The following is a 23,980-nucleotide window of genomic DNA, read 5'->3' on the forward strand; positions in this document are numbered from 1 at the left end:
CTCGAACAGAAAGTCAGACGACGGGAGGTCGTCCGTGCCGGGCCATGCGCAGCACTCCGCGACCCGACAACTTCTTGTGCCGTTCGTTCTCGCTCCATGGATCAAGCTTCCAGCCGTCGCGCCAGCCCTCGAACCACGGTTGCAGCTGGTCGGGCTTGTTCGCCCATTTCAGGCACTGCATGAGCGTCCATGAACCGACGTACATCCAATTGAAGGGCCACGGCAGGTTCCGCCTGGCCAGCCACACACGGTTGCGAGCGTTCATGTAGAAGTACTCGTCGTGGCGGCTCGGGTCCATCACCGGGTGGGCGACGGCGAGATCGCCCATATACCACACCGAGTATCCGGCATCCCAGACCCGCCAGGCCAGCTCGATGCCCTCGTGGGCGTACCAGAAGGTCGCAGGCCATCCTCCGCATTCGTCGAAGGCCTTGCGCTGCATGCACACGGCGCCCTCCCAAACGGAGAAGACATTGGACGAGTGGTCGGCCTCGCCCTTCTTCAGGCGCGGAATCCACCGCTTCGGAGAGGCTGGCCCGCCGGGCTCCTCGACGCGGGGCTGGACGAGGCCGATCTTGGGCTTGGTTCGCATGAGTTGAGCCATGCGCATGAGAGTCGTGTCGTCGGGCAGCCATGCGTCGTCGTCGAGGAAGAAGAGGAACTCACCCTTGACGTGCGGCACTCCGGCGTTGCGGCCGGCGGGGATGCCGAGGTTCTCCGGCAACCCAAGTCGCTTGACCGCGGGCGGAATTCCCCGAGGATCCCAGCCGTTGCCCACACAGACGATGTCGAGTTCGACACCCTTCTGTGCGAGGAGTGAGTCGAAGCCGCGATTGAGCTCTTCGAGCCGTTTGCCCTGAGTGAGCACGACGACGCCGAACGTGTACTTCCGGTTCGCTTCGAAGCGTTGAGCGAGGATGCGGGAGGACTCGGTCATGACAGCCTCTTTGATGCCATGATCGACATGAAGTGGCCGATTACCGAGAGCAGGCACAGGGGAACTAGGGCGATGACGAGCCACCGTTCGCCTGTCAGCGGAGCCGCGCCGAGGGGGACGATGATCGCGGTGACGATGCTCGAGGCCAGGGCAAGCAGGGACAGCTCGACGGAATGATAGATCCGGTGGAACGGAACGAATCGGGCGGCGCGCTTGAGCTTGGCCGTGACGCCGGGGTTGAGTGCGGTCGCCGCCTGGGAGTCGGCGAGCTTGTCGAGGCCGTTGAAGGCGCGGGAGACATGGACCATGTCGTTGAGGGCCTTGTTGAGCAGCACCAAGGAGGCGAGCATCGAACCGGCGAGCAGATACGGGTAGGTGCCACCGGGGTCGGTCTGCAGGTTCGACCATTCGCCGACTGCTCTGGCTCCGAGAGCGAAGGCGACAAGGCCCTCAGTCGTATAATGACCGACCTTGTCGAGGAACACTCCCTTCGCACCGCTGGTCCCCCGCCATCGGGCGACTTCGCCGTCGCAGCAGTCGATGTACATCTGCACCTGCGAGAAGAAGACTGCGAGCACCGCTCCCCAGATGCCGGGGACGAGGAGGGACGCGGCGATGCACCAGCCGGAGACGATCATCATCCCGGTCACACCATTTGCGGTGATATGAGTACGTACGAGCAACATGGTGAAGTAGATCGAAATGTGCCTGAGATAAAGCTGGGCAGTCCAGTGCTCGGCGTTCTTCCTGTTCCGCACTTCAGACGGTTGTGCCTTCGCACGGAGTTCGGACAGGGTCGGGTGCGAAGTCTGCTGACGAGTGCTCACACGCTCCCTCTCTTCCTCGGCTCGGTTCGGCACAGAACAGTTCCCGTCGATTTTACCCATTGTTCACCCGCGGGGGTACGAAACGTGTGCGGGTGCACGTTTGCGGCTCTCGCGGACGCTCTGCTTCGGATGCTTCGGCTCCTGGATCACCGGCCCAGCAGGCGCTTGAGCCGGCGCTTGGCGCGGTCCGTGACCGTCATGCCCTTCCGCACGGCGATACTGAGGTTTCCCTTCACCGTCGTGTAGAGCTCTATGTCGCGGTCATCGGTGAAATGCCGGCTGAACGGCGCGGCAGGCCCAGCGATCCTCCGGTTCTGCTGACCACGTCCAGGGGACAGCCACAGATCGAATCTGCGGGTCGCGTCCGACCGTCGGAGAACGGGTCTGGGCACCGTCACTGAGGCAGCAGTGCCCTCGACGACCATCGGCAGCTCGATGCCCTTTCCCGGCGAATCCCGCTCGGTGACGACGAGACGCGCATCGTCCAGCGGTGTGCTGAGCTCCCCTCTCAGCTCGATAGCACCCTGTGAGCTGCTCGCAGAGTCGAACAGGAAGTCGACCTGTCCTGCCGACGCGTAGGTGACAATGGCCTTCAGGTCGCCGGAGCGGACGAGATCAGTGCGAACGCGTGAAACGTCGTTCATCTTTGCGTAGCGGCTGTCGGTGATGAACCGGTCGACGAAGGTCTGCTGGTTCTCCAGCCACGCCTGTCGCAGAGCGGGTGAGTGTCCGGCCACTCGCGAGTTCGTGAAGTTGGCGAGCACCTTCCTGAAATAGATCTCGTTGATGATCCGGTCGGCGAGGTCGTCGTCACTGCAGAGATTCTCGACGTTCTCGCTCATCACTGCGACCGATCCGATGTAGTTCTCGGGGTCGACGGCCCGGCTGCTCAGATGGCGCTGTTCCGGATGGTGGATGATGCAGTAGAAGTCATATCCGGTGAGGATCGACACCCGGTCGGCGAGCAGATAGGCCCGTGAGAGGAACTGGCCGTCTTCGAGCCGAACCTTCTCCTCTGGGAACCGGATCCCCTCTGCCGTCAGGAAGGAACGGCGGAACAGCTTCTGCGGAGTCAGCGTCGTGAAACAGGTGACAAGATCAGCGTCGATTTGGGTCGTCTTGTACCGCCATTGGGCGTACGCACGGTTCCCCTTCGGCACCATCTTCGGAACGACGACGTCGCTGCCGTGCTCGTCGGCGAAGTCGACGAGCCTCTCGAGCGCTTCGGGACCGCCGAATTCGTCATCGGGATCCGCGAAGAACACATAGTCCCCCCGCGCGGCGTCGAGACCGACGTTCCGGGGCTTTCCCGGCCATCCGGAGTTCTCCTGGTGGATGACCGTGATGTTGTCGTGGCGATCCGCGAACTCATCGAGCAGCGCTCCGCTGCCGTCGGTCGAACCGTCATCGACGGCGATGAGCTCTGTCGCTTCCGGCCCCAGGGTCTGGGAGAGGAAGCTCTCGAGGAATTCAGGAAGGAAGGGCTCAGCATTGAAGATGGATGTTATCACGCTGACGCGGATGGGAGTGCTCATGTACTCGTCTCTGAAACGGGGATTGAGAGAGGCGGAGAGTGTCGGCTGTCAGGACTTGCCGAGTTCGGACTTGATCCGCGTGGTCGAGATCTCCGGGGTGCGGGGAAGGTAGACGACGTCGACCTTGTCCTTGAGGAAGTCGAACTTCCCTTCCCAATCATCGCCCATGACGAAGGTGTCGATGTGGTACTTGTCCACGTCGGTGACCTTCTGCTCCCAGTTGTCCTCGGGGATGACGAGGTCGACGTAGCGGATGGCCTCGAGCATGCGCTTGCGCTCTTCGAACGTGAAGTACGACTTCTTGCCCTTGCCCGCATTGAACTCGTCGCTCGAGAGGGCGACGACGAGGTAGTCGCCCTGTTCCTTGCACCGCTGCAGCAACCGGATGTGACCATAGTGCAGGAGGTCGAACGTGCCATAGGTGATGACTCGGCGCATCGGTTTCGGTTCCCAACTGTCGAGGAACCAGCGCAGAGAACGGACAGGTTCCATCAGAATCTAGAATTTCACCGCAATTTTACCAGTCCGTTACCTCGCGGCTGAATTCGGAACTCGGCACCTAAGCCCGGGCCTTAGACTGCGTCGACCGGCTGTCGATGACACGCTCCGCGGCTGCGATGAAGCGGGAGATCTGAGCACCTTCATTCGTGTCGCCGAGGTAGTGGTCACTCGTGCCCGGATCGCCCTCCGTTGCGGTGATGAGCTCTCCGACCGCGCCGGCTTCCCTCGGATCGACGGTGGGCACGCGATCGAACAGACCGTCGTCGAGGACCTCAGCCTCGGCGCGCGTGGGTGCGATCATGATCAGGGGCTTGTTCGTCGACAGCCAGTCGAAGGCGACGGATGACATCTCGAACACCGCGGCATCGGCGACATCGAGTTGCCACGAGACGGCTGGGGACCCGTCGACGAAGCCGCGCGGGTCGCCCTCAAGGCGGCGTGTCACAGACTCCAACGCATCCGCGAAACGTCGGTCGAGGACGCCGGTGCGCGGGTGCGGCCGGAAGATCACTCGGTGTCCTGCCTTCAGCAGGGAGTCGGCGATCGCCAGCCCGCTCGTCGGGAGTGTTCCATAGGCCATAGACGGGGAGTCTCCCTCCCATGTCGGGGCCCAGAAGACCACACGGCCGCGTGGTGCCGTCTGCGCGAAGTCGCCCCACGCGCCTGGCACCGTTCGCGGACGATCGAGCGGGGGTCGCCCGACGTCGATCATCCGATCGTCGTCGATGCCGATGAGCGTCCTCGCTATCCGCGCCCGGGCTGCCGGCCCTGCCGTGAAGATGAAGTCATAGGCCTTGAGCTGATTCGAGATCATCGAGATCTTCTCGCTCTCCCCATGGCTGAGGTGGACGTGAGCGGGTCGCGGGAACTTCAGGGCCTGGAAGTTGCCCGTCGCCTGATTGACGTAGAAGACGGCGCGAAGGCTCGGTGACGTCATGTACGCGTCGAGACCCCTGGTGAGGCGGGAGAAGCGCACCGGCATCCGCGTCTTCGCCCGCAGGTGCCGCGCGACGACTGCGTCACGGACGAAGATGCCGAAGGGTTCGTCTCCGTACCCAGCCTCCCGCAGACGTTCGGCGAGCCTGTCGAACGACCACAGCCACTGTTCGAGCTGGTAGACCGACGACATGTCCGAGGCGAAGTAGGCACAGGCGACGAAGCGGTCGGAAGGCTGCGGCGCGAAGTCGGCCGACAGACGCGATTCGGTCCATCGCCCCTGAGCGATTCTGGACCCGACCTTGAATGTCGATCTCGCCAGCTTGGCTGCGGATCGTACGTTCTCGGTGATCTTCTTGGGAAGGGACGTCATGGCACCATTGTGCCTGCCCGCCTCGGCGGTCCCCTTTCAGCGACTGCCCAGGTCCCGCCGCGCGGTGGACGGTGCGAACGAGTAGTTTGGGGTGTGAGCCCAATCAAGGAGATCCCGATGGCACCGTCGCGCCGCCTTCCCACTTCCCCGATCAGTCGCCTGCCCCGCCCCGCCGCAAAGCAGCGACCGACTCCGGCCTCACCGGCACCGGTTCTGCTCAGCCGTCAGATCGTCGACAGCGAGCCGCAGACGGTGATGGTGTCCTCGACCTTCGCCGAGGCGCTTGCGAGCTGTGCGGCCGAGGGCTCGTCCCAGCCTGGGACGATCACGCAGGTCATCGTCCCGCATTCGACTCCTGAACTGCTGGCGGAGATCGCCACCACCTGGGAACTTCACCCCCTCCTCGTCGAGGACCTCTTCCACGCCGACCAACGACCGAAGGTCGAACGCTACGGTGACGTGCTCTTCGTCGTCCTCAAGTCCGCCCTCTACCTCGACGCCGAGGAGGAAGTGGACTTCAGCGAGTTCCACCTCCTCATGAAGGGCGAGGACCTCGTCATCATCTGCCAGGACGGTCGCTTCATCGACGGCCAGCCCATCCCCGCAGACACCGATGAGCTCGTCGCTCACTTCTCCAAGGTCGACTTCATCGGGAAATCCGATCGCAGACTGCTCTCGCTCGGGCCCGAAGCTCTCGTCTACCGCCTCCTCGACAGCGTCGTCGACGGCTACTTCCCCGTCATCGACGGTCTCCAGAACGACAAGGACGGCATCGAACGGCAGGTCTTCAGCGGAGACCCGGCAGCGGCCGAGCGCATCTATCGGCTCAGCCAGGAGGTCATCGATGTCCTCCACGCGACGACACATCTCAACAGGCTCACACAGGCGCTGAGCAACGGGGCGACGAAGTACGACATCCCCGAGGAGCTGCGGGCGTACCTCAACGACGTCACCGACCACCTCACCAGGGTCCTCGCCGAGGCGGGTGAACTGCGCGAGTCCCTATCCCAGATCCTCAACGTCAATGCGACGCTGGTCGCGCAGAGGCAGAACGAGGACATGAAGAAGATCTCCGGGTGGGCCGCGATCCTCTTCGCCCCCTCGCTCATCGGTGCGGTCTACGGGATGAACTTCGACAACATGCCCGAACTCCATTGGGCCTTCGGCTATCCGATGGCACTCCTCCTCATGATCGGCTTGAGTGTCACCCTCTACACCGTCTTCCGCAAGAAGAAATGGATGTGACCACGCCCCCGCGACCGTGACGTTCTGCTGAATCATCCGCTTGGGGAGCTGACGCTTCCGGTGCAGAACACCTCAATGATCCTTGCAATGGGCTCCTGCAGGGATGATAATGGACTCCCCCCAGCACTTCCCCGACCCCTAGGAGCGGTGATGACCACCTCCCCGAACAGCCCCGAATCCTCCGACTACCCGAGTTCGGACTCGACACCCGGTAACGGTCCGGCCACCAGCAGACCTGATCCGACGGACTCCGCCCGTTCGCTCCTCACCGATCTCGGGCGCGGAGTGTTCTGGGTCGTGCTCCTGCGCGGCATCCTTGCGATCCTCTTCGGACTCCTCATCTTCCTCGCCCCCGAGGCGGTCGCCGTCGTCGTCGGCATCTGGATCGGAGCGTGGCTCGTCGTCGACGGCATCCTCACAATCGTCAACGCGAACACGGCCCGCAAGCAGGGTCTGTCGTGGGGGTGGGAGCTCGTCGCCGGAATCGTCTACATCATCGCCGGCATCGCGATCTTCATCGCCCCGCTCACGTTCGCCATCGCCTCCGGGATAGTCATCCTCTGGCTGATGGCCTTCGGAATGCTCGTTCGTGGAATCTTCACGCTCGCGTCCAAGGCGTTCCGAGGCTGGTCGAAGCTCCTCGGGGTGCTCGACATCATCTTCGCCATCATCGTCATGATCGTCGTCTTCACCTCACCCGCTTCGGCGGTCACCGCCCTGCTGTGGATCATCGGCGTCTACGTCATCGTCTTCGGGATCTTCCTCATCGTCATGGCGTTCACGGCCCGTTCGCAGGCCAAGCGCGCAATGAACGGCTGAGGCGCACAGCCCGACAGGGCGGCGTCGCTCGCGAGTACAGTGAGGACTCGTGAGCGACGCCGACATCCCCAGTGCCCCGACCCGCCCACCGTTGGCGGTCTCCCTCGCAGCGTTCGTCAGCAGCTTCGATCGGTTCGCGGTCAGTCCGCTCCTCGTGCTCGTGGCCACCGACCTGGATGTCCCGCTCGCCCAGGCTCTGGGCATCGCCAGCGCCTATTTCCTCGCCTACGGGGTGAGCCAACCCCTGTGGGGCATGATCTCCGACCGGGTGGGCCGGATTCGACTCATGCGCTGGGCGCTCATCGCCGCAGCGATCGTCGGCGTCGTCGCGGCGCTGGCCCCGTCGCTGACTGTCCTCATCGTCGCCCGCACCCTCGGCGGCGCGTTCTACGGGGCCATCGTCCCGACCTCGCTCACCTACGTCGGCGACACCGTCGACGAGGAGCATCGACAGCCGGCGCTTGCCGACCTCATGGCCGCCATCGCCGTCGGCACCGCCCTGGCCACGGCTCTGGCGGGCATCATCGCCGACGTCATCGACTGGCGGGTCGTCTTCGCGATCCCCTCAGCACTCGCGGTGCTCTCGGTCATCGGCCTCACCCGTGTGCCCGAATCCCACCGCGAGGAGCGCACCGGCGTCCTCCAGACCATCCGCACTGCTCTCGGCGACCGCTGGGTGCTCGTCGTCATCGCGCTCGTTTTCGTCGAAGGGGCGGCCGTCCTCGGCGTCCTCACGCTGCTCGCGCCCGCACTGCAATCGCTCGGCGTCGGCGCCGCCGTCGCGGGGCTGGCCACCGCCGCCTACGGCGTCGGAGTCATCGTCACCTCCCGCTTGGTCGGACCCCTGTCGCGGCGAGTGCCGATGCCCGGTCTCATGGCCATCGGCGGGTCGGCCACTGTCATCGCTTTCGCACTGCTCACTCTCAACCTCTCGATCGCCACGGTGATCATCGCCGCTTTCCTCCTCGGCGCGACGTGGTCCTTCCTCCACTCCTCGCTGCAGACATGGTCGACCTCGGTGCGTCCGCAGGTGCGCGGCACCGTCGTCTCGCTCTTCGCCGGCTTCCTCTTCGCCGGCAGTGCGCTCGGCGCGTGGGCGGGAGGGGTCCTCGGCGATCACGGCGAATGGACTCTCCTCTTCGCGATCACCGCGGTTCTCGCCCTCGTCCTCACCGTCGCAGTCGTCCTCAGCCGCCGTGCCTACGAACGGCCCCGTCGGGCCTGACGTGCACCGATGACGGGCACCGAGCCGCAATCCTCCCTCACCACGGATTGGCCAGCTGCCACTGTCGACGCCAATAGCTGTCACCGGCGTAATGCGACTTGTTCGGCCGGCACCCGCGGAGGCTGGCGTTGGCCGCCAGCCACGCCCGCACGGACGCTGAGACCTCATCCATCCGCCCGATCCACTCGTCGAGTTCGAGGAGAAGAGTCGCCCCGTCCTCAGCGGTGAGCAGGCACGAATAGCGGGGCAGACCGCGCGTGTTCTGCGAATGCGTGTACGTCACTGCATCGCACCCGGTCGTGAGGTAGAAGCGGATGTACTCCCCCGACACCGCCGAGCACAGGGTCTTGAAGTCCTGATACGTCGTCAGCCACTTCGGCGCTCGATATTCGTTCATACGTTCTATTATGCGCCGAGGCGGCCGGAAGTCCCAGCGCCGGATCAGCCGTCGAGTGCCCCAGGATCCCCAAGGAGGGGGTACTCCCCGCTCTTCGCCGCCTCGACGAGGAGTCCGTGGTCCGCGGTGACCACCACGGCGTACTTCTCCGCCCACACAGCCACGGCGGTCGCGAAGGTGTCCGACGTCCCGAGATACTCGGCGATGAGCCGAGCTCCCGGTGACTGCGAATGCGCCCGGGCAAGGACCTCGCCGCACAGTCGGGAGTATGCCTCGAGCTGCGGGGCAGTGAGCGCGGCCAGATCGTAGCTGCCCTTCATATCGCGGAACTGGCGCCAGTAGTAGCCGCTGCCCCGGAATGTCGTCCACCCGAGGAACGGGTCTGAGACCGACTGGAGGACGAGCTGGGCTCGGACGACCCGTTCGCCCTCCGAGGTGATCCTCTGCCCCTCGGGGTGATCGGAGAACTTCGGCTGACCGCCGAACGCCGAGACGACCGACTCCTGCGCCTCCTTGACCTGGAGCAGCAGCGGTTCACCGTCGGGCCCGGTGACGAGGACGAGGAAGCAGCGCGTGCCGACGCTGCCGACCCCGACGACGCGCAGCACCGAATCTGCCACCTCGAACTGTTCGAGGAGCACCGCGACGTCGGTGCGCGCGGTCCTCCGATACTCGGCGAAGAGCTTCTCGACATCGATCGACGGGTCATCGAGATGACGGGTCAGCGGCGGCTGGTCGACGATGCGCAGCCCCGAATCCGAGGACTCCGTGGCGAATTTCTTCAGCGCCTTCTCACCCGTGCGGCTGCGCGCCTTCTTCATCGCCTTCTTCGTCGCTGTGTGGTGATGCTCGCCGCTGATCGCCGCCAGCAGCGTGTCCGAGTCGACGATCGAATAGAAGCGATCGAGCGCAGTCACGGCCATCTGGGCACCCATTCGATACTGGTAGCCCTTGACCGCGGCGAATGCCGCCCTGCGCCCCGCCTCCTCACCGAGGCCGTGGACCTGCGCACTGAGGAACGCCGAGGCGGCCAGTCGCTTGACATCCCATTCGAACGGCGCGAACTCGGTTTCGTCGAAGTCGTTGAGGTCGAAGATGAGGAAGCGCTCCTTCGAGGCGAAGAAGCCGAAGTTGCCCACGTGCGCGTCCCCGCTGGAGAGGACGACGGGGCCGGTCGTCACCCCGGCGGCGAGGTCGACGGCCATCTGCGCGGCCGCACCTCGGTAGTAGCTGAACGGCGATTCGGCGAGCCGCTGGGTTCTGATGCCGAGCAGGTCAGGCAGCCGCGACTCGTTCTGCCGGCAGATCACCCCGACCGGATCACGATCGGGCGGCAGATCGAGCTCGGCGTGACTCGAGCGCGGTGTCGCTTCCCGCAGAGACCGGCCATCGGACACGTCCATCTCTTCCACCTCGTTCGCTCGGCGCGGAGTTCGTCGCCCCATCGTAATGCCCGTCACCGTCCCCTGGATCATCCCGTAGGCAACGATCTCGCCGAGGCGGTCGGACCCGACAGCGCTGCGTGACCGACCCGACAAGCCCGCCCGGCAACGCCTTCGGCCGATCGCGGCACAGCCGCCTTCCGCCGTGCAGCCCGCGCAGACGGCGGGCTGTGGGGAACGATTCCGCCGCGTTCGGCGGTTGTCGCAGCACGCCTCCGACGAGGATCGTTGAAGACAGCACACCCCGGGATTCCGCACCATACCCGGAGAGACTCCCCGCACACCCCAGAGACCGCACACCCAGAGAAAGAGGAACACCCATGAAGGCAGTCCGACTCTACGGCAGAGAGGACCTGCGCATCGACGACGTCGCCGAGCCGACGGTCGGCGCCGGTGAGATCATGCTCAAGAACGCGTATGTCGGCATCTGCGGCAGCGATGTCCACATGTACTTCGCGCCCTAAGCCCTTCCCATCGACGTCTTCAGTCCGCATCCCGTCACCGGTGCGCACCTGCCCCAGACCCTCGGCCATGAGTTCTCCGGAACGGTCGTCGAGGTCGGAGAGGGCGTCACCGGCATCGAGGTCGGCGACCGCGGGGCGGTCTTCCCCATCGCCTACAGCTGCGGTGAGTGCGTCGCCTGCCGCAAGGGCCGTCCGACGAGCTGTCGTCTCATGGCCTCGACCGGGGCGAACGCCGACGGCGGCGGGATGGCGGAGTTCGTGACGGTGAACGCCTCCCAGTTCCACCGGGTGCCCGAGACCGTCGATCTGAGGACCGCCTCCCTCGTCGAACCGATGACGGTGGCCTGGCACGGCGTCGACCGCAGCCGCGCCCAGGCCGGCGATACCGCGCTCATCGCCGGCGCCGGACCGATCGGCATCGGCGCCTGGTACGCCTTCAGCGCCCACGGCGTCACCGACATCCTCGTGTCCGAGCCGAGTGCGGACCGCAGGGCGAAGATCGCAGCGCTCGGAGCCGAGGTCATCGACCCGACGACCGAGGACCTCGGAGCCGCGATCGCGGAGCGCACCGACGGCGACGGCGTCGACATCGTCTACGACGCGGCCGGTGTGCCGGCGGCCCTGTCCTCGGGCCTGGACAACCTTGCGCCCGGCGGGCGCGTGGTCCTCCAGTCCCCGCACGAGCGAGGGTTCGAGATCCAGCCCTCGGCGATGATGATGGGTGAGTTCGAACTCATCGGCTCAGTCGGCTACACGCCTGCGGACTTCGACGGAGTCATCGCCCGGATGGCAGCCGGTGAGTACGACACGACCGGCTGGACCGAGGAGATGGACCTCGATGACGCCGTCGAGGCGATCCACCGCCTCCATGCGGGCAGCGGAACGAAGATCGCCCTCCGCGTGAGCTGAGCCCTCCGCACGAGCTGAGTGTTCCGCATCGGCTGATCACCCACGGTGCGAGCCGCCTCCCGCCTCACTCGTGCACGGCCCTCACCCGTTCACGGCCCGCATCCGCGCATGGTCCTTCACCCCCTCACGGCCTCCAGCGCCGTCGCGACGTCGGCGTCGGTGGTGTAGAGGTGGAAGGCGAAGCGCGCCCGTCCGGCCACGATCGAGAACCGGACGCCCGCGGCCCGCAGGCGCGAGAGCGCCCCCTCCGGCAGATCGACGGAGACGATCGCCGAATCCGACTCCTCCAACCCGATCCCCGTGCGGAAGGCGTTCGCGAGCCCCACATCGTGGTCATGGATGGTCTCGACCCCGACCGCGAGAAGCGTTTCGAGAGCGGGAGCCGTCCCCACCCAGCTGTGCCAGGCCGGGGAGATGTCGAAGGCGCGGGCATCCTCGGCCAGACGCAGCGGCATCCCGTACACCGCGTCGCCCTCACCGGCGAACCAGCCGGCGGCGAGCGGCTTGAGCCGGACCGCATACTCCTCGTGCCTGGCCTGCAGCTCGGGGTGGATGGCGAGGAACGCCGTCCCCCGCGGTGCGCACAGCCACTTGTAGGCCGCGGCGACGAGGAAGTCGGCCTCGGAGGCGTCGAGCGGAAGCCAGCCGGCGGCCTGCGTCGCATCGACGACGACGATCGCCCCGACCTCCCGGGCCCGACGCGTGATCGCGGCGAGGTCGGCGACCTCCCCCGTCGAGGACTGGGCAGCGGAGACGCTGATGAGATCCGTGTCCGCGGTGACCGCCTCGGCGAGGTCGGACACGGGAGCCGTGCGCACCTCGACCCCGCGGTCGGCGTGGACTGCGAAGGGGAAGATCCCCGAGGTGAACTCGACGTCGGGGACGAGGACCCGCGCCCCGTCGGGAAGCGTCTGAGCCACCGGGACGAGGAGCTGGGAGACGGCGGCACCGGTCGCGACGTCCGCGGGGCGGGCGTGGACGAGCGCGGCGAAGAGCTCCCTCGACCGCTCGACCGATGCGACCCAGGTCCGCCACGGCGTCGTCCCCCGCCGCCACGCGTCGAGGGAGACCTGCAGGTCGTCCCACGCCCGCCGAGGCGGGGGTCCGTAGGAGGTCGTGTCGAGGTATCCGGGCTCGACGTCCCACTGCCGCTGCGCCTCGGTGAGGGTCAGCGGTCCCACCTCGGTGACGTCGTCGTCGTTGCCCATGTCTGCGAACCTAGCACCCGGCACGGACGCCGGACCAGGCCCGCAGGTGTCGTCCCTGCTCAGGCGATGCGCTCGGGGTGGGAGTAGACATTGAAGCGGCCGCCCCGGTTGAAGCCGATGACGGTGACTCCGCTCGTGCGCCCGTAGTCGAAGGCGAGCGCGGAGGGGGCGCTGACGGCCGACATCATCGGGATGCCCGCCATCGCCGACTTCTGGACGAGTTCAAACGACGCTCGGGCCGAGACCTGGAGGACGGTGCGAGACAGCGGCAGCCCGCGCTCGGCCATCGCCCAGCCGATGACCTTGTCGACGGCGTTGTGGCGTCCGACGTCCTCACGGGTGACGAGCAGTTCGGGTTCGGCGTCGGGATCGTCGCCGACGGCGAAGAGGGCGGCGGCGTGGACTCCCCCGGTCTTCTCGAACACGGCCTGCCCCTCGCGGAGGCGGTCGGGCAGTTCGCCCACGCGCGCCGGGGAGAGCAGCGGTGGGAAGACGATGTCACCGTCCTCGTCGAGGTGCGGGGCATCGCTCGGGACCGCAATGCCGCCACCACGTGCCTCCGGTTCCGCGTCGGGGCCACCGCCTTCCGCAGGGGCCGTGCCGGTGCCGGCTGCCTGGTCTCCCCCGACGCCGAGGAGCGGGATGAGCGGGTAGGCCGAGGGCTTCGTCACCGCGTCGATGGCCGCGGTTCCGCAGATCCCGCACGACGAGGACGTGTAGACGGACCGGGCGGGCGCGGCGGCCGCGTTCCACACACCGGGTCGCAGTCGCACGCCGGCGACGTTGTAGTTCCGCGAACCGTCGGGGGCGAGCCCGGTCGAGAAGTCGATCTCCGCGATGTCGGCCATTGAGGTGATCACTCCCTCGGACAGGAGGTATCCGGAGACGAGTTCGACGTCGTTGCCGGGGGTGCGCATCGTCACGGAGAACTGCTCGCCGTCGAGGTTGACCTCGAGCGGCTCCTCTCCCGCGAGCGAATCGGGACCGACCTTGATCTCACCGGTGGCATCGAAGCGGTGGACGCGGGCCCGGACGGCCTTGCGCTGCTGCATCTCAGACCCTCGGACCGTGATCGGTCGTGTCCTCGACCGAGGTCTGGATGTGCTCGAGGAGGTCGTCGATGACGGTGATCCCGTCACGCACCCCGCCCTTGGACCCGGGGAAGTTGATGACGAAGCTGCGTCCCCGCACACCGGCGACACCTCTGCTCATCACTGCCGACGACGTCGATTCGAGCCCCTTGCGCCACATCGCGTAGATGAGTCCCGGCGACTGCCGCTCGAGGAGTTCGGCGGTGAACTCCGGGGTGCGGTCGTCGGGCGCCAGCCCGGTGCCCCCGGAGGTGACGACGATGCGGGGGCGGGCCGCCTCGGCGGGGGTGAGGAGAAGCTCCCGCAGAGCCTCACCGACGGGTTCACCGTCACGGACGACGATCGGGTCGGGGCAGTCGTACCCGCGCCCCCGCAGCCAGTCGACGAGGATCGGTCCCGTCGTGTCCGCCGCCTCACCCCGTGCCGCCGAGGTGGAGGCGATGACGACGGCGGCCGATCGGCCCTCGCCGAGGCGGTCGACGGTCGGCTCTGTGGTGGTCATCCTCGAACTCCCTGCTCACGACACTCATGGACTCCGCGCCCATTGTCCCATGTCGGGCGGACATCGAAGGGGGTGGTCAGAGACGGCGCCCTCCGCGCACGGTCGCGCCGGTCAACATCATCTGGCCGATGAGCACCGTCGGGCTGATGAGTGCGGTCGGGCTGATGAGCACAGTGGCGCATCAGTACAGTGGCTGATCAGTACAGTGAGAGGCAGCGCCGCGGCAGGAGGGCCCGGCGCGGAGACCGGGAGGGACGATGGACGACCTGACGCTTAGCACACTCACCTGGCTGCGCATGGTGAGATTCGTCCAGAACAGCAACCAGCTCTCGAACGATCACCTGCGCCAGTTCGGCCTCACCGTCGCCCAGTTCGAGGCCCTCGCCCACATTCGCAACTTCCAACCCGTCACCCAGACCGACCTCGCCAAGGGCCTCACCGTCAGCGGCGGCGGAATCTCCCGGATGCTCGCCCGCCTCGAACGCGACGAGCTCATCACCCGAGAACAGACATGGAAGACCAAGCACATCTCCCTCACCGAGGCGGGACTTGAGACCCTCGAACGCGCCTTCCCCTCCCAGCTCCACCAGCAGTCCGCCCTGTTCGACGACGCCCTCGATGAGGACGAGCAGCGGACATTGCACGCGCTGATGAAGAAGCTCTACGACCACAGCATCGCCGAGCGCGCCAAGGCGGAAGAAGGCGACTGACCACCTCGGCGCACGGCTCGGGTGGGTCACCTCGGCGAGGATCAGAGCACCACCTCGACGTGGTCAGGAATAAATCTCCGCACTTATCAGTTGACAGGGCAAATGATCAATCGAGATCGGCCCTGCGGGACGGTCTCACACGCATGGGAGAGACCTTGAGCGAGAACACGACCACCCTTGATCCCGTCGGATTCGACCCCACTCAGGGGCTGCAGTTCGGGATGTACAGCCTCGGCGATCATCTGCCGAACCCGGCCGACGGGTCCCGGGTGAGTGCGGGCGAGCGCATCCGCGAATTCGTCGGCTACGCACAGGCCGCAGAGGAGGCCGGCTTCGACTTCTTCAGCGTCGGCGAGAGCCACCAGGAATTCTTCGCCTCGCAGGCGCATGCGGTCATCCTCGGCGCGATCGCGCAGGCGACGTCGACGATCCGCATCGGCAGCACCTCGACGATCCTGAGCACCTCGGATCCGGTGCGTGTGTTCGAGAACTTCGCGACGATCGATCACCTCTCCGAAGGTCGGGCCGAACTCGTCGCCGGTCGCGCCTCGCGGATCGGACTGTTCGAACTCCTCGGCTACGATCTGCGCGACTACGAGGAGCTCTTCGAAGAGAAGTTCGACCTGCTCAACACGATCAACCGTGAGGAATCGGTGACGTGGTCCGGGCAGTTCCGCGCCCCGCTCAACAACGCCGAGGTCCTCCCCCGCCCCGAGCAGAACCCGCTGCCGATCTGGCGTGCGGTCGGCGGTGCGCCGGCGAGCGCGGTCAAGGCGGGACTGGCGGGTGTACCCATGGTGATGGCCCACCTCGGCGGGACCACCTCGTCGTTCAAACCCACCGTCGATGCCTACCGGCAGGCGGCACGTCACGCCGGCTTCGATCCTGCCGGTCTGCCGATCGCCACGGCCGGTTTCCTCTACACGGCGCCGACCTCGCAGGAGGCGCTGCAGGGGCTCTACCCGCACATCAACGAGGGGATGAAGCGCACGAACGGGCAAGGCATGCCCAAGCAGCTCTTCGCCCAGAGCGTCGACCCGGCGAGCATCGTCAACATCGGCAGCCCGCAGCAGGTCGTCGAGAAGATCCTCCATCAGCACGAGGTCTTCGGACATCAGCGCTACCTCGGCCAGATCGACTTCGGCGGGATGCCGTATGAACGGGTGATGAAGCAGATCGAGACCATCGGCTCGGAGATCATTCCGGCCGTGAAGAAGTACACCGCGACTAAGGAGGCTGCCTGATGAAGGTCGTCGTCCTCTCCGGCTCGAATGTCGGAACGAAGACGCGCACGGTGATGGACTACGTCGCGCAGGCGGTTATGGCGCAGGATCCCGATATCGAGGTCACGCTCATCGACCTCGCCGAGGCGGACATGGTCTTCTCCGACGGCCGGAACTTCACCGAATACTCCGGTGACACCGGGCGGGTGACCGCGGCGCTCATGGACGCCGATGCGATCGTCATCGGCACGCCGATCTTCCAGGCCTCGATCCCAGCGAGCCTGAAGAACGTCTTCGACCTGCTGCCCGTCAACGCCTTCCGCGACAAGGTCGTGGCCGCGATCGCCACGGCGGGTTCGGCGAAGCACTACCTGATCCCGCAGCAGCACCTCCTGCCGATCCTCACCTACATGAAGGCGCAGGTCGTCTCCCCGTACGTATTCGTCGAGGAGCGCGATCTGCACCGCGGTCAGATCGTCAGCGAGGATGTCATCGCCCGCCTCGACCGCCTCGTCGAGGACACGATCGTGCTGACGAAGACCTACGCGGCAATCCGTGAGGAGAAGGAAGCCGCCTACGGGTTCTGAACGGCCAGTCCCAGGATTGTCGCAGGCGACCGAATGGTCGGTTCTCAGTACGTTGTCATGTTCACCCAATAACGTGTGGTTGCACTTTCAACCAACCTTGGAGTTCAGCATGTACGCAACGACCGGATTTCCGACCATCGCCCGCGACATCATCACCGCCATCGCCCGAATCACCCTCGGCGCCATCTTCATCGCCCACGGCTGGCAGAAGTTCAACGAGTGGACCATCGCCGGAACAACGGACTCGTTCTCGCAGATGGGAGTGCCACTCCCGGACATCGCCGCACCTTTCGCGACCTTCGTCGAACTCATCGGCGGCGCGCTGCTCATCCTCGGTGCGCTGACCCCCATCGTCGGCATCCTCCTGGCCGCAAACGTCATCGGGGCTCTGGTGATCGTCCACCTCACGCCGACCCCGTTCGTCGATCAGGGCGGCTGGGAACTCGTCGCAGCCCTGGCCGCAGGCACACTGCTCATCGCCGCCGCGGGACCGGGCCGGTTCAGCATCGATTGCTTCCTCTTCGCTGGGAAGAAGGGCAAGGGTCGTAAGCGGGCTGCGGGAGCACGGTCGGTCGCGGTTGACGCCTGAGACACAACCACCTCGGCGGGTGACTGTCTCCCGCCTCAGCAGGTCGCACTTCTGCGAACCCACCGACTCGCAGGACTCATTCCGGGTCCGCTCCGTGATGGATGATTCCATAACGGAGCGGACCCGGACGTCAATCACGGCCACCAAGCATCCACGCCGCCCCGGCAGTTAAAAATCCACCGAAAATTGTGGTTACATTTCTGGAATCAATGACCTATTGTGTAACTGAAATTACATTCGCCTGGAAGAACGGACGAACCGTGGAAGACACGAAGCCCGGCAAAGAAGCCGGCACATCACTGAAGAGGCCCCTGCACACCTGGGAAGTCACCGCCATCTCGATCGGGTTCATGGGCCCGGTCATGGCGATGGCGCTGAACGGCATCGGGGTCGCCGGCCTCGTCGGCAAGGCCGTCCCGTTCACCTTCCTCGTCTCCTTCATCGGCACCCTGTTCGTCGCCTACGGCTTCATCAGGCTGCTGCGCAAGATCACTCACGCAGGCTCCGTCTATGCCCTGGCCGGAATCACCCTGGGACCGCGCGCCGGATTCTTCGGCGGCTTCGCCCTCCTGGGCACCTACATCTTCTTCGCCGCCTGCATCCTCGGTGCCTGCGCCGTCTTCTTCGAGGCGATGCTCTCGGAGATCGGCATCACGATGGCTCCCGGGATGTGGATGATCGTTGCCCTCGTTGTCGGGGTGATCGCCTTGGCACTCAACCTCCGCGAATCCGCGACGGTGGCCCGAACGCTGCTGGGCATCGGCTTCGTCGGCATCGCCGCCATGATCATCCTCTCGATCGTCATCATCGCCCGCGTCGGCACCGGCCACGCCCCGGTCAGCACCGGCATCGACCTCAGCGTGCTCACTCCCGGCGACAATGCGCTGTCGGGAATCATGACCGCCTCGGTGTTCGGCTTCCTCTCCTGGGCAGGATTCGAATCGGGATCGTCCATGAGCGAAGAGACCGCCGAACCCAAGCGCATCATCCCGCGCTCGCTGCTCATGGCCGTCATCATCGGCGGCATCGTCTACGTCTTCGTCATGTTCGCCCAGACCATCGGGTTCGGCACGGACGCGGCCGGCGTCGAAGCCTTCGCCACCGCCGCATCCACCCTGACCAGCCTGTCGGCGACCTACATCGGCACCTGGTTCGCCGTGCTCATCTCCGTCGTCGCTTTCTTCGTCGCCTTCGGCGCCTTCCTCAGCTCCTCGGCCGCCGCCTCCCGGCTCCTCTTCGCCCTCGCCCGCGACGGATTCGGACCCTCCGCACTGGCCCGCCAGCACCCCGTGAGCAAGGTCCCGACCACCTCGGTGACCACCGTCATCGTCCTCACCACCCTGATGACGCTCGGACTCGGGGTCTTCGGCGCCACCAGCGTCGACGCCTACTACTGGTACGCGACGCTGGGCACCCTGTGCATGGTCGTCGCCTACGGCATGACCTCCGTCGGCGTCATCCGGCACACCTTCCGAGCGAACTCGGGGATCCCGAAATGGGAGATCATCATCCCCGCCCTCGGCCTCGTCTACCTCGTGTTCGTCTACGTCATCCAGGTCACCGGCCAGGAAGCCCCGTACACGTACTTCCCCTGGGCCGTCGGCCTCTGGTGCCTCATCGGTCTGATCATCGTCATCAGCCGCCCGGCCCTCGCACAGCGCATCGGCTCCCGCCTCACCGCGGAGGACATCGACTGATGGACATCGCCGAACTCACCCCCGAACAGCGCGCCACCGAGGAAGCCGCCTACGCCCGCGACCAGTCCGCGCTGGCCCATATCCAGAATCTGCGCTTCTTCCCTCTGGTCGTCTCCGGAGGATCCGGTGCGAGGCTGCGCACCGCCTCGGGCCGGGAGCTCATCGACCTCTCGGCCAGTTGGACCGCTTCGGCCTTCGGGCATGGAAACCCCACCATCGCCGAGGCGGTCCACCGTGCCGCTCTCACCGGCGCGGGCTCCTCCGCGCTGTCCGCCGCGGTCACCGGCACCACCGAGCTGGCCGAACGGCTGGTGAACACGGTGCCGGTGAAGCACCCCGAACGGGCTTACCTCGGACTGAGCGGCAGCGACGCGAACACGGCCGCCGTCGAGGCTGCCCGTCGCGCCACCGGGCGACCCACCATCGTCTCCTTCTCCGGCAGCTACCACGGCGGCTTCGGCACCTCCCGCGACGTCTCCGGCATCACCGAGTCCCCCGGTCCCGGGTCACTCGTCTTCGACTACCCCCTCACCGAGGCGGCGCTGAGTGAGCTGCGCCCGCAGCTGACCGAGGCGCTGGAATCATGCACGGTCGCCGCGGTCATCACCGAAGCCATCCAGTGCGACGGCGGAGTCCGGGTGCCCGACGCCGGCTTCCTTCCGATGCTGCGCGAACTCTGCGACGCCACGGACACGCTGCTCATCCTCGACGAGGTCAAGGCGGGACTGAGCAGAACCGGATCGCTCTTCGCCTTCGAGACCTCGGACATCCGGCCCGACATCGTCACCCTGGGCAAGTCCCTGGGCGGCGGTCTGCCGATCTCGGCGGCCGTCGGCCCCGAAGCCGTCCTCGACGTCGCCCCCGCCTCGGCGCTGCTGACCAATGCCGGTGCCCCGATCTGTGCGGCGGCCGCCGAGGCTGTCCTCGGTCTTGCCACCGATCCGGCCCTCGCCGAGGCGGTCGACTCACTCGGATCCCGTGCCCGTGAGCGCATCGCCGACTACCGCGGCACCGACCGTGCGGGGGCCGAGTCCATCGTCGAGGTCCGCGGGCGTGGGCTCCTCCTCGGCGTCGAGCTCCGTGCCCCGGAAGGGTCACCACTTGATGATGGGCAGCTGGCCGCGCTGACGATCTACCGGGCCTGGGAACTCGGTGCCGTCGTCTACGTTGTGCGAGACAATGTTCTTGAGATCAGCCCACCGCTGCCGATCACCCCGGACGACCTCGACCGCGGCATCGAGATCATCCTGGGCGCCCTCGACGATGCCGTGTCCGGGCGAGTGCCCGCCGAGGTGCTCGACCGGTTCGCCGGCTGGTGACGAAGCCCGCCTGCCACACCCCGATCGACGTACCCCTTGCACCCGCAGAGCACCGACCTCCAGTGATTTCCGACCCACAGCGAAGGAACCCCATGAGCCAGAATGATTTCACGCTCGCCGTCGTCTCCGACCACAGCGCTGCCGACACCGACCATGCCGATCCTCTGGAGGCGGTCAAGCGGGCACTGACCGCCTTGGGCACCGCCGTCACCGAGATCACGCCGTTCCAATCGGCCCGGCTCCTCAATGACAAGTCGGGCCTGCTCATCGTTGTCGACCGGATCACCGGCCACGCCGCGACGGGCGCGGAGAATTCGTCGGATGCACTGCGCGAACTGCTCGGGCAGATCCGCTCCCAGAGCGCCGATGTCCCGGTGTTCCTCTACGGAGAGAGCCTCACGGCACGCAGCCTTCCAACGGAGGTCCTCGCCGAGATCGAAGGCGTCATCAACGCCTATGAGGACACCCCCGAGTTCGTCGCGAAGGTCATTCACCGGGAGGCCACCCGCTATGTCGAACGCCTGGCACCGCCCTTCTTCAAGGCCCTGATGGACTACTCGAACGACGGCGCCTACTCCTGGCACTGCCCCGGGCATTCGGGAGGCACCGCATTCCTCAAGTCACCGGCTGGTACGGTCTTCCACCAGTTCTTCGGTGAGAACATGCTCCGCTCGGACGTGTGCAACGCTGTCGAAGAGCTCGGCCAGCTCCTCGACCACACGGGCCCCGTGGCGGAGTCCGAGGCCAGGGCCGCCGAGACCTTCGGCGCCGACCACCTGTTCTTCGTCACCAACGGCACCTCCACCTCGAACAAGGTGGTCTGGAACTCTGCCGTGAGCGCCGGCGATGTCGTTCTCGTCGACCGCAACTGCCACAAGTCGATCCTCCACGCGATCATCCTCACCGGAGCGATTCCGATCTACCTCTGGCCGACCCGGAACCGTGCGGGGATCATCGGCCCGATCCCCCGCAGCGAGTTCTCCCCCGAGTCCATCGCGGAGAAGATCCGGTCCCACCCTGCCATCACCGATAAGAGCGTGACCCCGCGCATCCTCACCCTGACCCAGAGCACCTATGACGGGGTCGTCTACAACGCCGAGGAGATCAAGTCGACCCTCGACGGATACGTCGACGTCCTCCACTTCGACGAGGCCTGGCTCCCGCATGCCCGGTTCCACGAGCTCTACCGGGGCATGCACGGCGTCGATGAGCGGACCGCGAAGACGCAGAAGTCGCTGGTCTACGCCACGCAGTCGACGCACAAACTCCTAGCCGGTCTCTCGCAGGCCTCACAGATCCTCGTCCAGAACTCCGAAGAGACCGAGCTCGACCGCGACATCTTCAACGAGGCCTACCTCATGCACACGTCGACGAGTCCGCAGTACTCGATCATCGCCAGCTGCGATGTGTCCGCGGAGATGATGCGCGGGCCCGGCGGGCATGCTCTCGTCGAAGAGACCATCACCGAGGCGATGGAGTTCCGTCGGGCCATCATCCGCATCGGTGATGAGCGTGCCGACTCGGACTGGTGGTTCGGTGTCTGGGGACCGGACACTCCTCCGCGAGAGGGACTGGCGGAACGCGCCGAATGGCAGCTGAGTGCCTCCGACAACTGGCACGGGTTCGGCGAGATCGGCGAGGACTTCGCCATGCTCGACCCGATCAAGGTCACCCTGACGACTCCGGGGTTGAGCATCGACGGCGAATTCGGCGACTTCGGCATCCCCGGCCTGGTGCTCTCGAAGTACCTCGCCGAACACGGTGTCGTCGTCGAGAAGACCGGCCTCTACTCACTCTTCATCCTCTTCACGATCGGAGTCACGAAGGGACGGTGGAACACGCTCATCGCCGAACTCCACCGATTCAAGAGTGCCGTCGACAGCAACGTCCGCATCGACGAGATCATGCCGGAGTTCGTCGCGGAGTCACCGCAGTATGCGGGCTTGGGATTGAAGGATCTCTGCCAGCGGCTCCACGAGCTCTATCGCGAACACGACTTCGCGAACCTCACCACGGACATCTACCTCGAGGAGCCTGCGGTCGCTCTCCTGCCGACCGACGCCTGGGCGGCGATGACCAGCGGGAAGATCGAGCATGTGGGGATCTCGCAGCTCGAGGGACGCATCTCCGCGGTCCTGCTCACGCCCTACCCGCCCGGAATCCCGCTGCTCGTGCCCGGGGAACGAGTGAGCCCGAAGATCGTCGAGTATCTCAAGGCGGAGGCCGAGCTGGCTCGCCGCTACCCCGGCTTCAACGGCATCACCCATGGGCTGACGGCCGCGTCCGGCGGCGAGAACACGGTGGCCTGCGTCATCGAGGAGGGCTGAGGCCAACGGCAGTCTGACCGGTGGCGGTTTTACGTGGACCAACGGCCGCCGCGCGAGGACCGCTGCCGGTCACATTCGTGCCGGGATGGCGCTCACGCGTGGTTGGCTGTGCCTCCGAGCCGGAGCCGCAGCGGGTCGAGTCGTCCCAGACGGTCGACCCCTGCCTGACCGAGTTCGACCACGACGAGTTCGCTCACCGCTTCGACGAGTGCCAGCATCGGCACCATCGTGTCCGAGGGACCCGCTGCGCGGACGTCGGCGGTGAGCACGTGGTCGGCCAAGGCGGCAGCGGGAGACATCCAGGGGTCGGTGAACACGATCGTCGTCAGGCCGAGCTCTTTGGCTGTGCGCACGACGTCCGTGACTCCGGGTTCGTAGCGTCTGACATCGAAGGCGACGACGATATCCCCTCGCTTGAGGTCGAGGAGCTGCCCGGCTGCGACGAGAGGATTCGCCGCCAGCCGCATCGTGCCCGGCCTTGCCGGGGCCAGCTGGGCATGGAAGATGTCCGCGATGAACCCCGAGTACGTTGCCCCGAGGAAGACCACCGACCTCTTCGTCTGCGCGAGCAGTCTGACGGTACTGTCGAGGTCGTCCCCGATCACCGAGTCGAAGGTCTGGTCGATCCCCGCATGGTAGGCGGATCGTGCGGCGTCGAACTGCGGCTCCTGACCGCGCGGGCGCGTCTCGGCTTGCGAGAGGTTCGACTCCTCACGCACGCGGATCTCCTGTCGCAGCCTCTCTTGGAACTCCCGGTAGCCGTTGAATCCCAGCGTCCGGGCGAAGCGGACGACGGATGGGGCGCTGACTCCCGCGGAGTCGGCGAGGCTCGAGATCGGTTCAAGTCCGGAGAACGGATAGGACGCGAGGATCGCACGGGCGATCTTCTTCTCTGCCGGGGTGAAGGTCGACATGGCGGCGCGCAGGCCCACCGCCAGGCTCGGCCCGTCCTCGCCTCGCGAACCCTGTACGTCCGGCTCGTCCTCGGCGGTCGCGTCCTTGCGTGTCATCTCATCGCCTCTCTGTCTCTCCCCCGACTGTACTGTGTTCGCACGCGGTCACGAGGCGGGAGAAGGACTTTCTGAAATTTTAATTACAGATATTGACCATATCGCCT

23 protein-coding genes are annotated in these 23,980 nt (G+C 66.0%); 12 read left to right on the forward strand and 11 right to left on the reverse strand.

Going from position 1 to position 23,980, the window contains the following annotated elements; translation table 11 throughout:
• Nucleotides 1-13 precede the first annotated feature (13 nt).
• From AC0VYB_RS14270 to AC0VYB_RS14290, 5 genes are all read right to left on the reverse strand, one after another.
• Nucleotides 14-937, reverse strand: a complete 924-nt coding sequence (locus AC0VYB_RS14270) for a glycosyltransferase family 2 protein (RefSeq protein WP_475384772.1) — start codon at nucleotides 935-937, stop codon at nucleotides 14-16.
• Nucleotides 934-1,695: a CDP-alcohol phosphatidyltransferase family protein gene (locus AC0VYB_RS14275; RefSeq protein ID WP_475385267.1), complete on the reverse strand. Its 762-nt coding sequence runs from the start codon at nucleotides 1,693-1,695 to the stop codon at nucleotides 934-936. Before AC0VYB_RS14275 ends, AC0VYB_RS14270 begins: the two co-directional genes overlap by 4 nt.
• A gap of 215 nt (nucleotides 1,696-1,910) precedes the next feature.
• Nucleotides 1,911-3,299, reverse strand: coding sequence for a glycosyltransferase family 2 protein (locus tag AC0VYB_RS14280; RefSeq protein ID WP_475384773.1), 1,389 nt, complete (start codon nucleotides 3,297-3,299; stop codon nucleotides 1,911-1,913).
• Nucleotides 3,300-3,347: 48 nt separating this feature from the next.
• Entirely contained in the window at nucleotides 3,348-3,737 is a 390-nt protein-coding gene (gene tagD / locus AC0VYB_RS14285) for a glycerol-3-phosphate cytidylyltransferase (protein WP_475385268.1), read from the reverse strand.
• A 121-nt stretch (nucleotides 3,738-3,858) separates the two neighbouring features.
• Entirely contained in the window at nucleotides 3,859-5,109 is a 1,251-nt protein-coding gene (locus tag AC0VYB_RS14290) for a CDP-glycerol glycerophosphotransferase family protein (protein ID WP_475384774.1), read from the reverse strand.
• A gap of 117 nt (nucleotides 5,110-5,226) precedes the next feature.
• Here AC0VYB_RS14290 and AC0VYB_RS14295 point away from each other — a divergent pair, with 117 nt between their 5' ends.
• The 3 genes from AC0VYB_RS14295 (at nucleotide 5,227) to AC0VYB_RS14305 (ending at nucleotide 8,398) form a co-directional block, all read left to right on the forward strand.
• Nucleotides 5,227-6,354 (forward strand): magnesium and cobalt transport protein CorA, encoded by a 1,128-nt coding sequence (locus AC0VYB_RS14295; protein ID WP_238614668.1) that lies wholly within the window; start codon nucleotides 5,227-5,229, stop codon nucleotides 6,352-6,354.
• 150 nt (nucleotides 6,355-6,504) lie between these two features.
• Entirely contained in the window at nucleotides 6,505-7,173 is a 669-nt protein-coding gene (locus AC0VYB_RS14300) for an HdeD family acid-resistance protein (protein ID WP_259801075.1), read from the forward strand.
• A gap of 49 nt (nucleotides 7,174-7,222) precedes the next feature.
• Nucleotides 7,223-8,398: an MFS transporter gene (locus tag AC0VYB_RS14305; RefSeq protein ID WP_475384775.1), complete on the forward strand. Its 1,176-nt coding sequence runs from the start codon at nucleotides 7,223-7,225 to the stop codon at nucleotides 8,396-8,398.
• A gap of 37 nt (nucleotides 8,399-8,435) precedes the next feature.
• Here AC0VYB_RS14305 and AC0VYB_RS14310 read toward each other — a convergent pair whose 3' ends face one another.
• Both AC0VYB_RS14310 and AC0VYB_RS14315 read right to left on the reverse strand, forming a co-directional pair.
• Nucleotides 8,436-8,795 (reverse strand): hypothetical protein, encoded by a 360-nt coding sequence (locus AC0VYB_RS14310; RefSeq protein WP_095376285.1) that lies wholly within the window; start codon nucleotides 8,793-8,795, stop codon nucleotides 8,436-8,438.
• Nucleotides 8,796-8,839: 44 nt separating this feature from the next.
• Nucleotides 8,840-10,198: a DUF2252 domain-containing protein gene (locus tag AC0VYB_RS14315; RefSeq protein WP_475384776.1), complete on the reverse strand. Its 1,359-nt coding sequence runs from the start codon at nucleotides 10,196-10,198 to the stop codon at nucleotides 8,840-8,842.
• A gap of 359 nt (nucleotides 10,199-10,557) precedes the next feature.
• Between AC0VYB_RS14315 and AC0VYB_RS14320 the strand changes: the two genes are divergently transcribed.
• Both AC0VYB_RS14320 and AC0VYB_RS14325 read left to right on the forward strand, forming a co-directional pair.
• Nucleotides 10,558-10,701: a hypothetical protein gene (locus tag AC0VYB_RS14320; RefSeq protein ID WP_452115532.1), complete on the forward strand. Its 144-nt coding sequence runs from the start codon at nucleotides 10,558-10,560 to the stop codon at nucleotides 10,699-10,701.
• A 48-nt stretch (nucleotides 10,702-10,749) separates the two neighbouring features.
• A complete protein-coding gene (locus AC0VYB_RS14325) occupies nucleotides 10,750-11,610 on the forward strand; it encodes a zinc-binding dehydrogenase (protein WP_475385269.1) in 861 nt (286 codons plus the stop codon).
• Nucleotides 11,611-11,726: 116 nt separating this feature from the next.
• Here AC0VYB_RS14325 and AC0VYB_RS14330 read toward each other — a convergent pair whose 3' ends face one another.
• From AC0VYB_RS14330 to AC0VYB_RS14340, 3 genes are read right to left on the reverse strand one after another with little or no spacing between them, the layout of a single operon-like run.
• Entirely contained in the window at nucleotides 11,727-12,818 is a 1,092-nt protein-coding gene (locus tag AC0VYB_RS14330; RefSeq protein ID WP_475384777.1) for an aminotransferase class V-fold PLP-dependent enzyme, read from the reverse strand.
• A 59-nt stretch (nucleotides 12,819-12,877) separates the two neighbouring features.
• Entirely contained in the window at nucleotides 12,878-13,870 is a 993-nt protein-coding gene (locus AC0VYB_RS14335; RefSeq protein WP_063248903.1) for a formate dehydrogenase accessory sulfurtransferase FdhD, read from the reverse strand.
• Between the two features lies 1 nt (nucleotide 13,871).
• On the reverse strand, nucleotides 13,872-14,411 hold the full coding sequence (locus AC0VYB_RS14340) for a MogA/MoaB family molybdenum cofactor biosynthesis protein (protein ID WP_475384778.1): 540 nt from the start codon (nucleotides 14,409-14,411) through the stop codon (nucleotides 13,872-13,874).
• Between the two features lie 257 nt (nucleotides 14,412-14,668).
• On the opposite strand from AC0VYB_RS14340, the gene AC0VYB_RS14345 reads away from it, so the two are divergent.
• The 7 genes from AC0VYB_RS14345 to AC0VYB_RS14375 all read left to right on the forward strand — a co-directional run bounded on the left by AC0VYB_RS14345 (nucleotide 14,669) and on the right by AC0VYB_RS14375 (nucleotide 22,863).
• The gene (locus AC0VYB_RS14345; RefSeq protein WP_063248901.1) at nucleotides 14,669-15,121 is read left to right on the forward strand and encodes a MarR family winged helix-turn-helix transcriptional regulator; all 453 of its coding nucleotides are present in this window, start codon (nucleotides 14,669-14,671) and stop codon (nucleotides 15,119-15,121) included.
• A gap of 155 nt (nucleotides 15,122-15,276) precedes the next feature.
• A complete protein-coding gene (locus AC0VYB_RS14350; RefSeq protein ID WP_223289924.1) occupies nucleotides 15,277-16,365 on the forward strand; it encodes an LLM class flavin-dependent oxidoreductase in 1,089 nt (362 codons plus the stop codon).
• Nucleotides 16,365-16,931, forward strand: coding sequence for an NADPH-dependent FMN reductase (locus AC0VYB_RS14355; RefSeq protein WP_063248899.1), 567 nt, complete (start codon nucleotides 16,365-16,367; stop codon nucleotides 16,929-16,931). Before AC0VYB_RS14350 ends, AC0VYB_RS14355 begins: the two co-directional genes overlap by 1 nt.
• A 109-nt stretch (nucleotides 16,932-17,040) precedes the next feature.
• Nucleotides 17,041-17,520, forward strand: a complete 480-nt coding sequence (locus AC0VYB_RS14360) for a DoxX family protein (protein WP_063248898.1) — start codon at nucleotides 17,041-17,043, stop codon at nucleotides 17,518-17,520.
• Between the two features lie 260 nt (nucleotides 17,521-17,780).
• Nucleotides 17,781-19,217 (forward strand): APC family permease, encoded by a 1,437-nt coding sequence (locus tag AC0VYB_RS14365; protein ID WP_063248897.1) that lies wholly within the window; start codon nucleotides 17,781-17,783, stop codon nucleotides 19,215-19,217.
• Nucleotides 19,217-20,536, forward strand: coding sequence for a class-III pyridoxal-phosphate-dependent aminotransferase (locus tag AC0VYB_RS14370; protein WP_063248896.1), 1,320 nt, complete (start codon nucleotides 19,217-19,219; stop codon nucleotides 20,534-20,536). The genes AC0VYB_RS14365 and AC0VYB_RS14370 overlap by 1 nt, the downstream gene beginning before the upstream one ends.
• A 92-nt stretch (nucleotides 20,537-20,628) precedes the next feature.
• A complete protein-coding gene (locus AC0VYB_RS14375; RefSeq protein WP_063248895.1) occupies nucleotides 20,629-22,863 on the forward strand; it encodes an arginine/lysine/ornithine decarboxylase in 2,235 nt (744 codons plus the stop codon).
• A gap of 92 nt (nucleotides 22,864-22,955) precedes the next feature.
• On the opposite strand, the gene AC0VYB_RS14380 is transcribed toward AC0VYB_RS14375, so the two are convergent.
• Nucleotides 22,956-23,873 carry a MurR/RpiR family transcriptional regulator gene (locus tag AC0VYB_RS14380; RefSeq protein WP_063248894.1) on the reverse strand — a complete coding sequence of 306 codons (918 nt, stop codon included), beginning with the start codon at nucleotides 23,871-23,873 and terminating at the stop codon, nucleotides 22,956-22,958.
• Nucleotides 23,874-23,980 lie beyond the last annotated feature (107 nt).

The sequence above is a fragment of the Brevibacterium sp. Z349TD_9 genome (assembly GCF_056173565.1).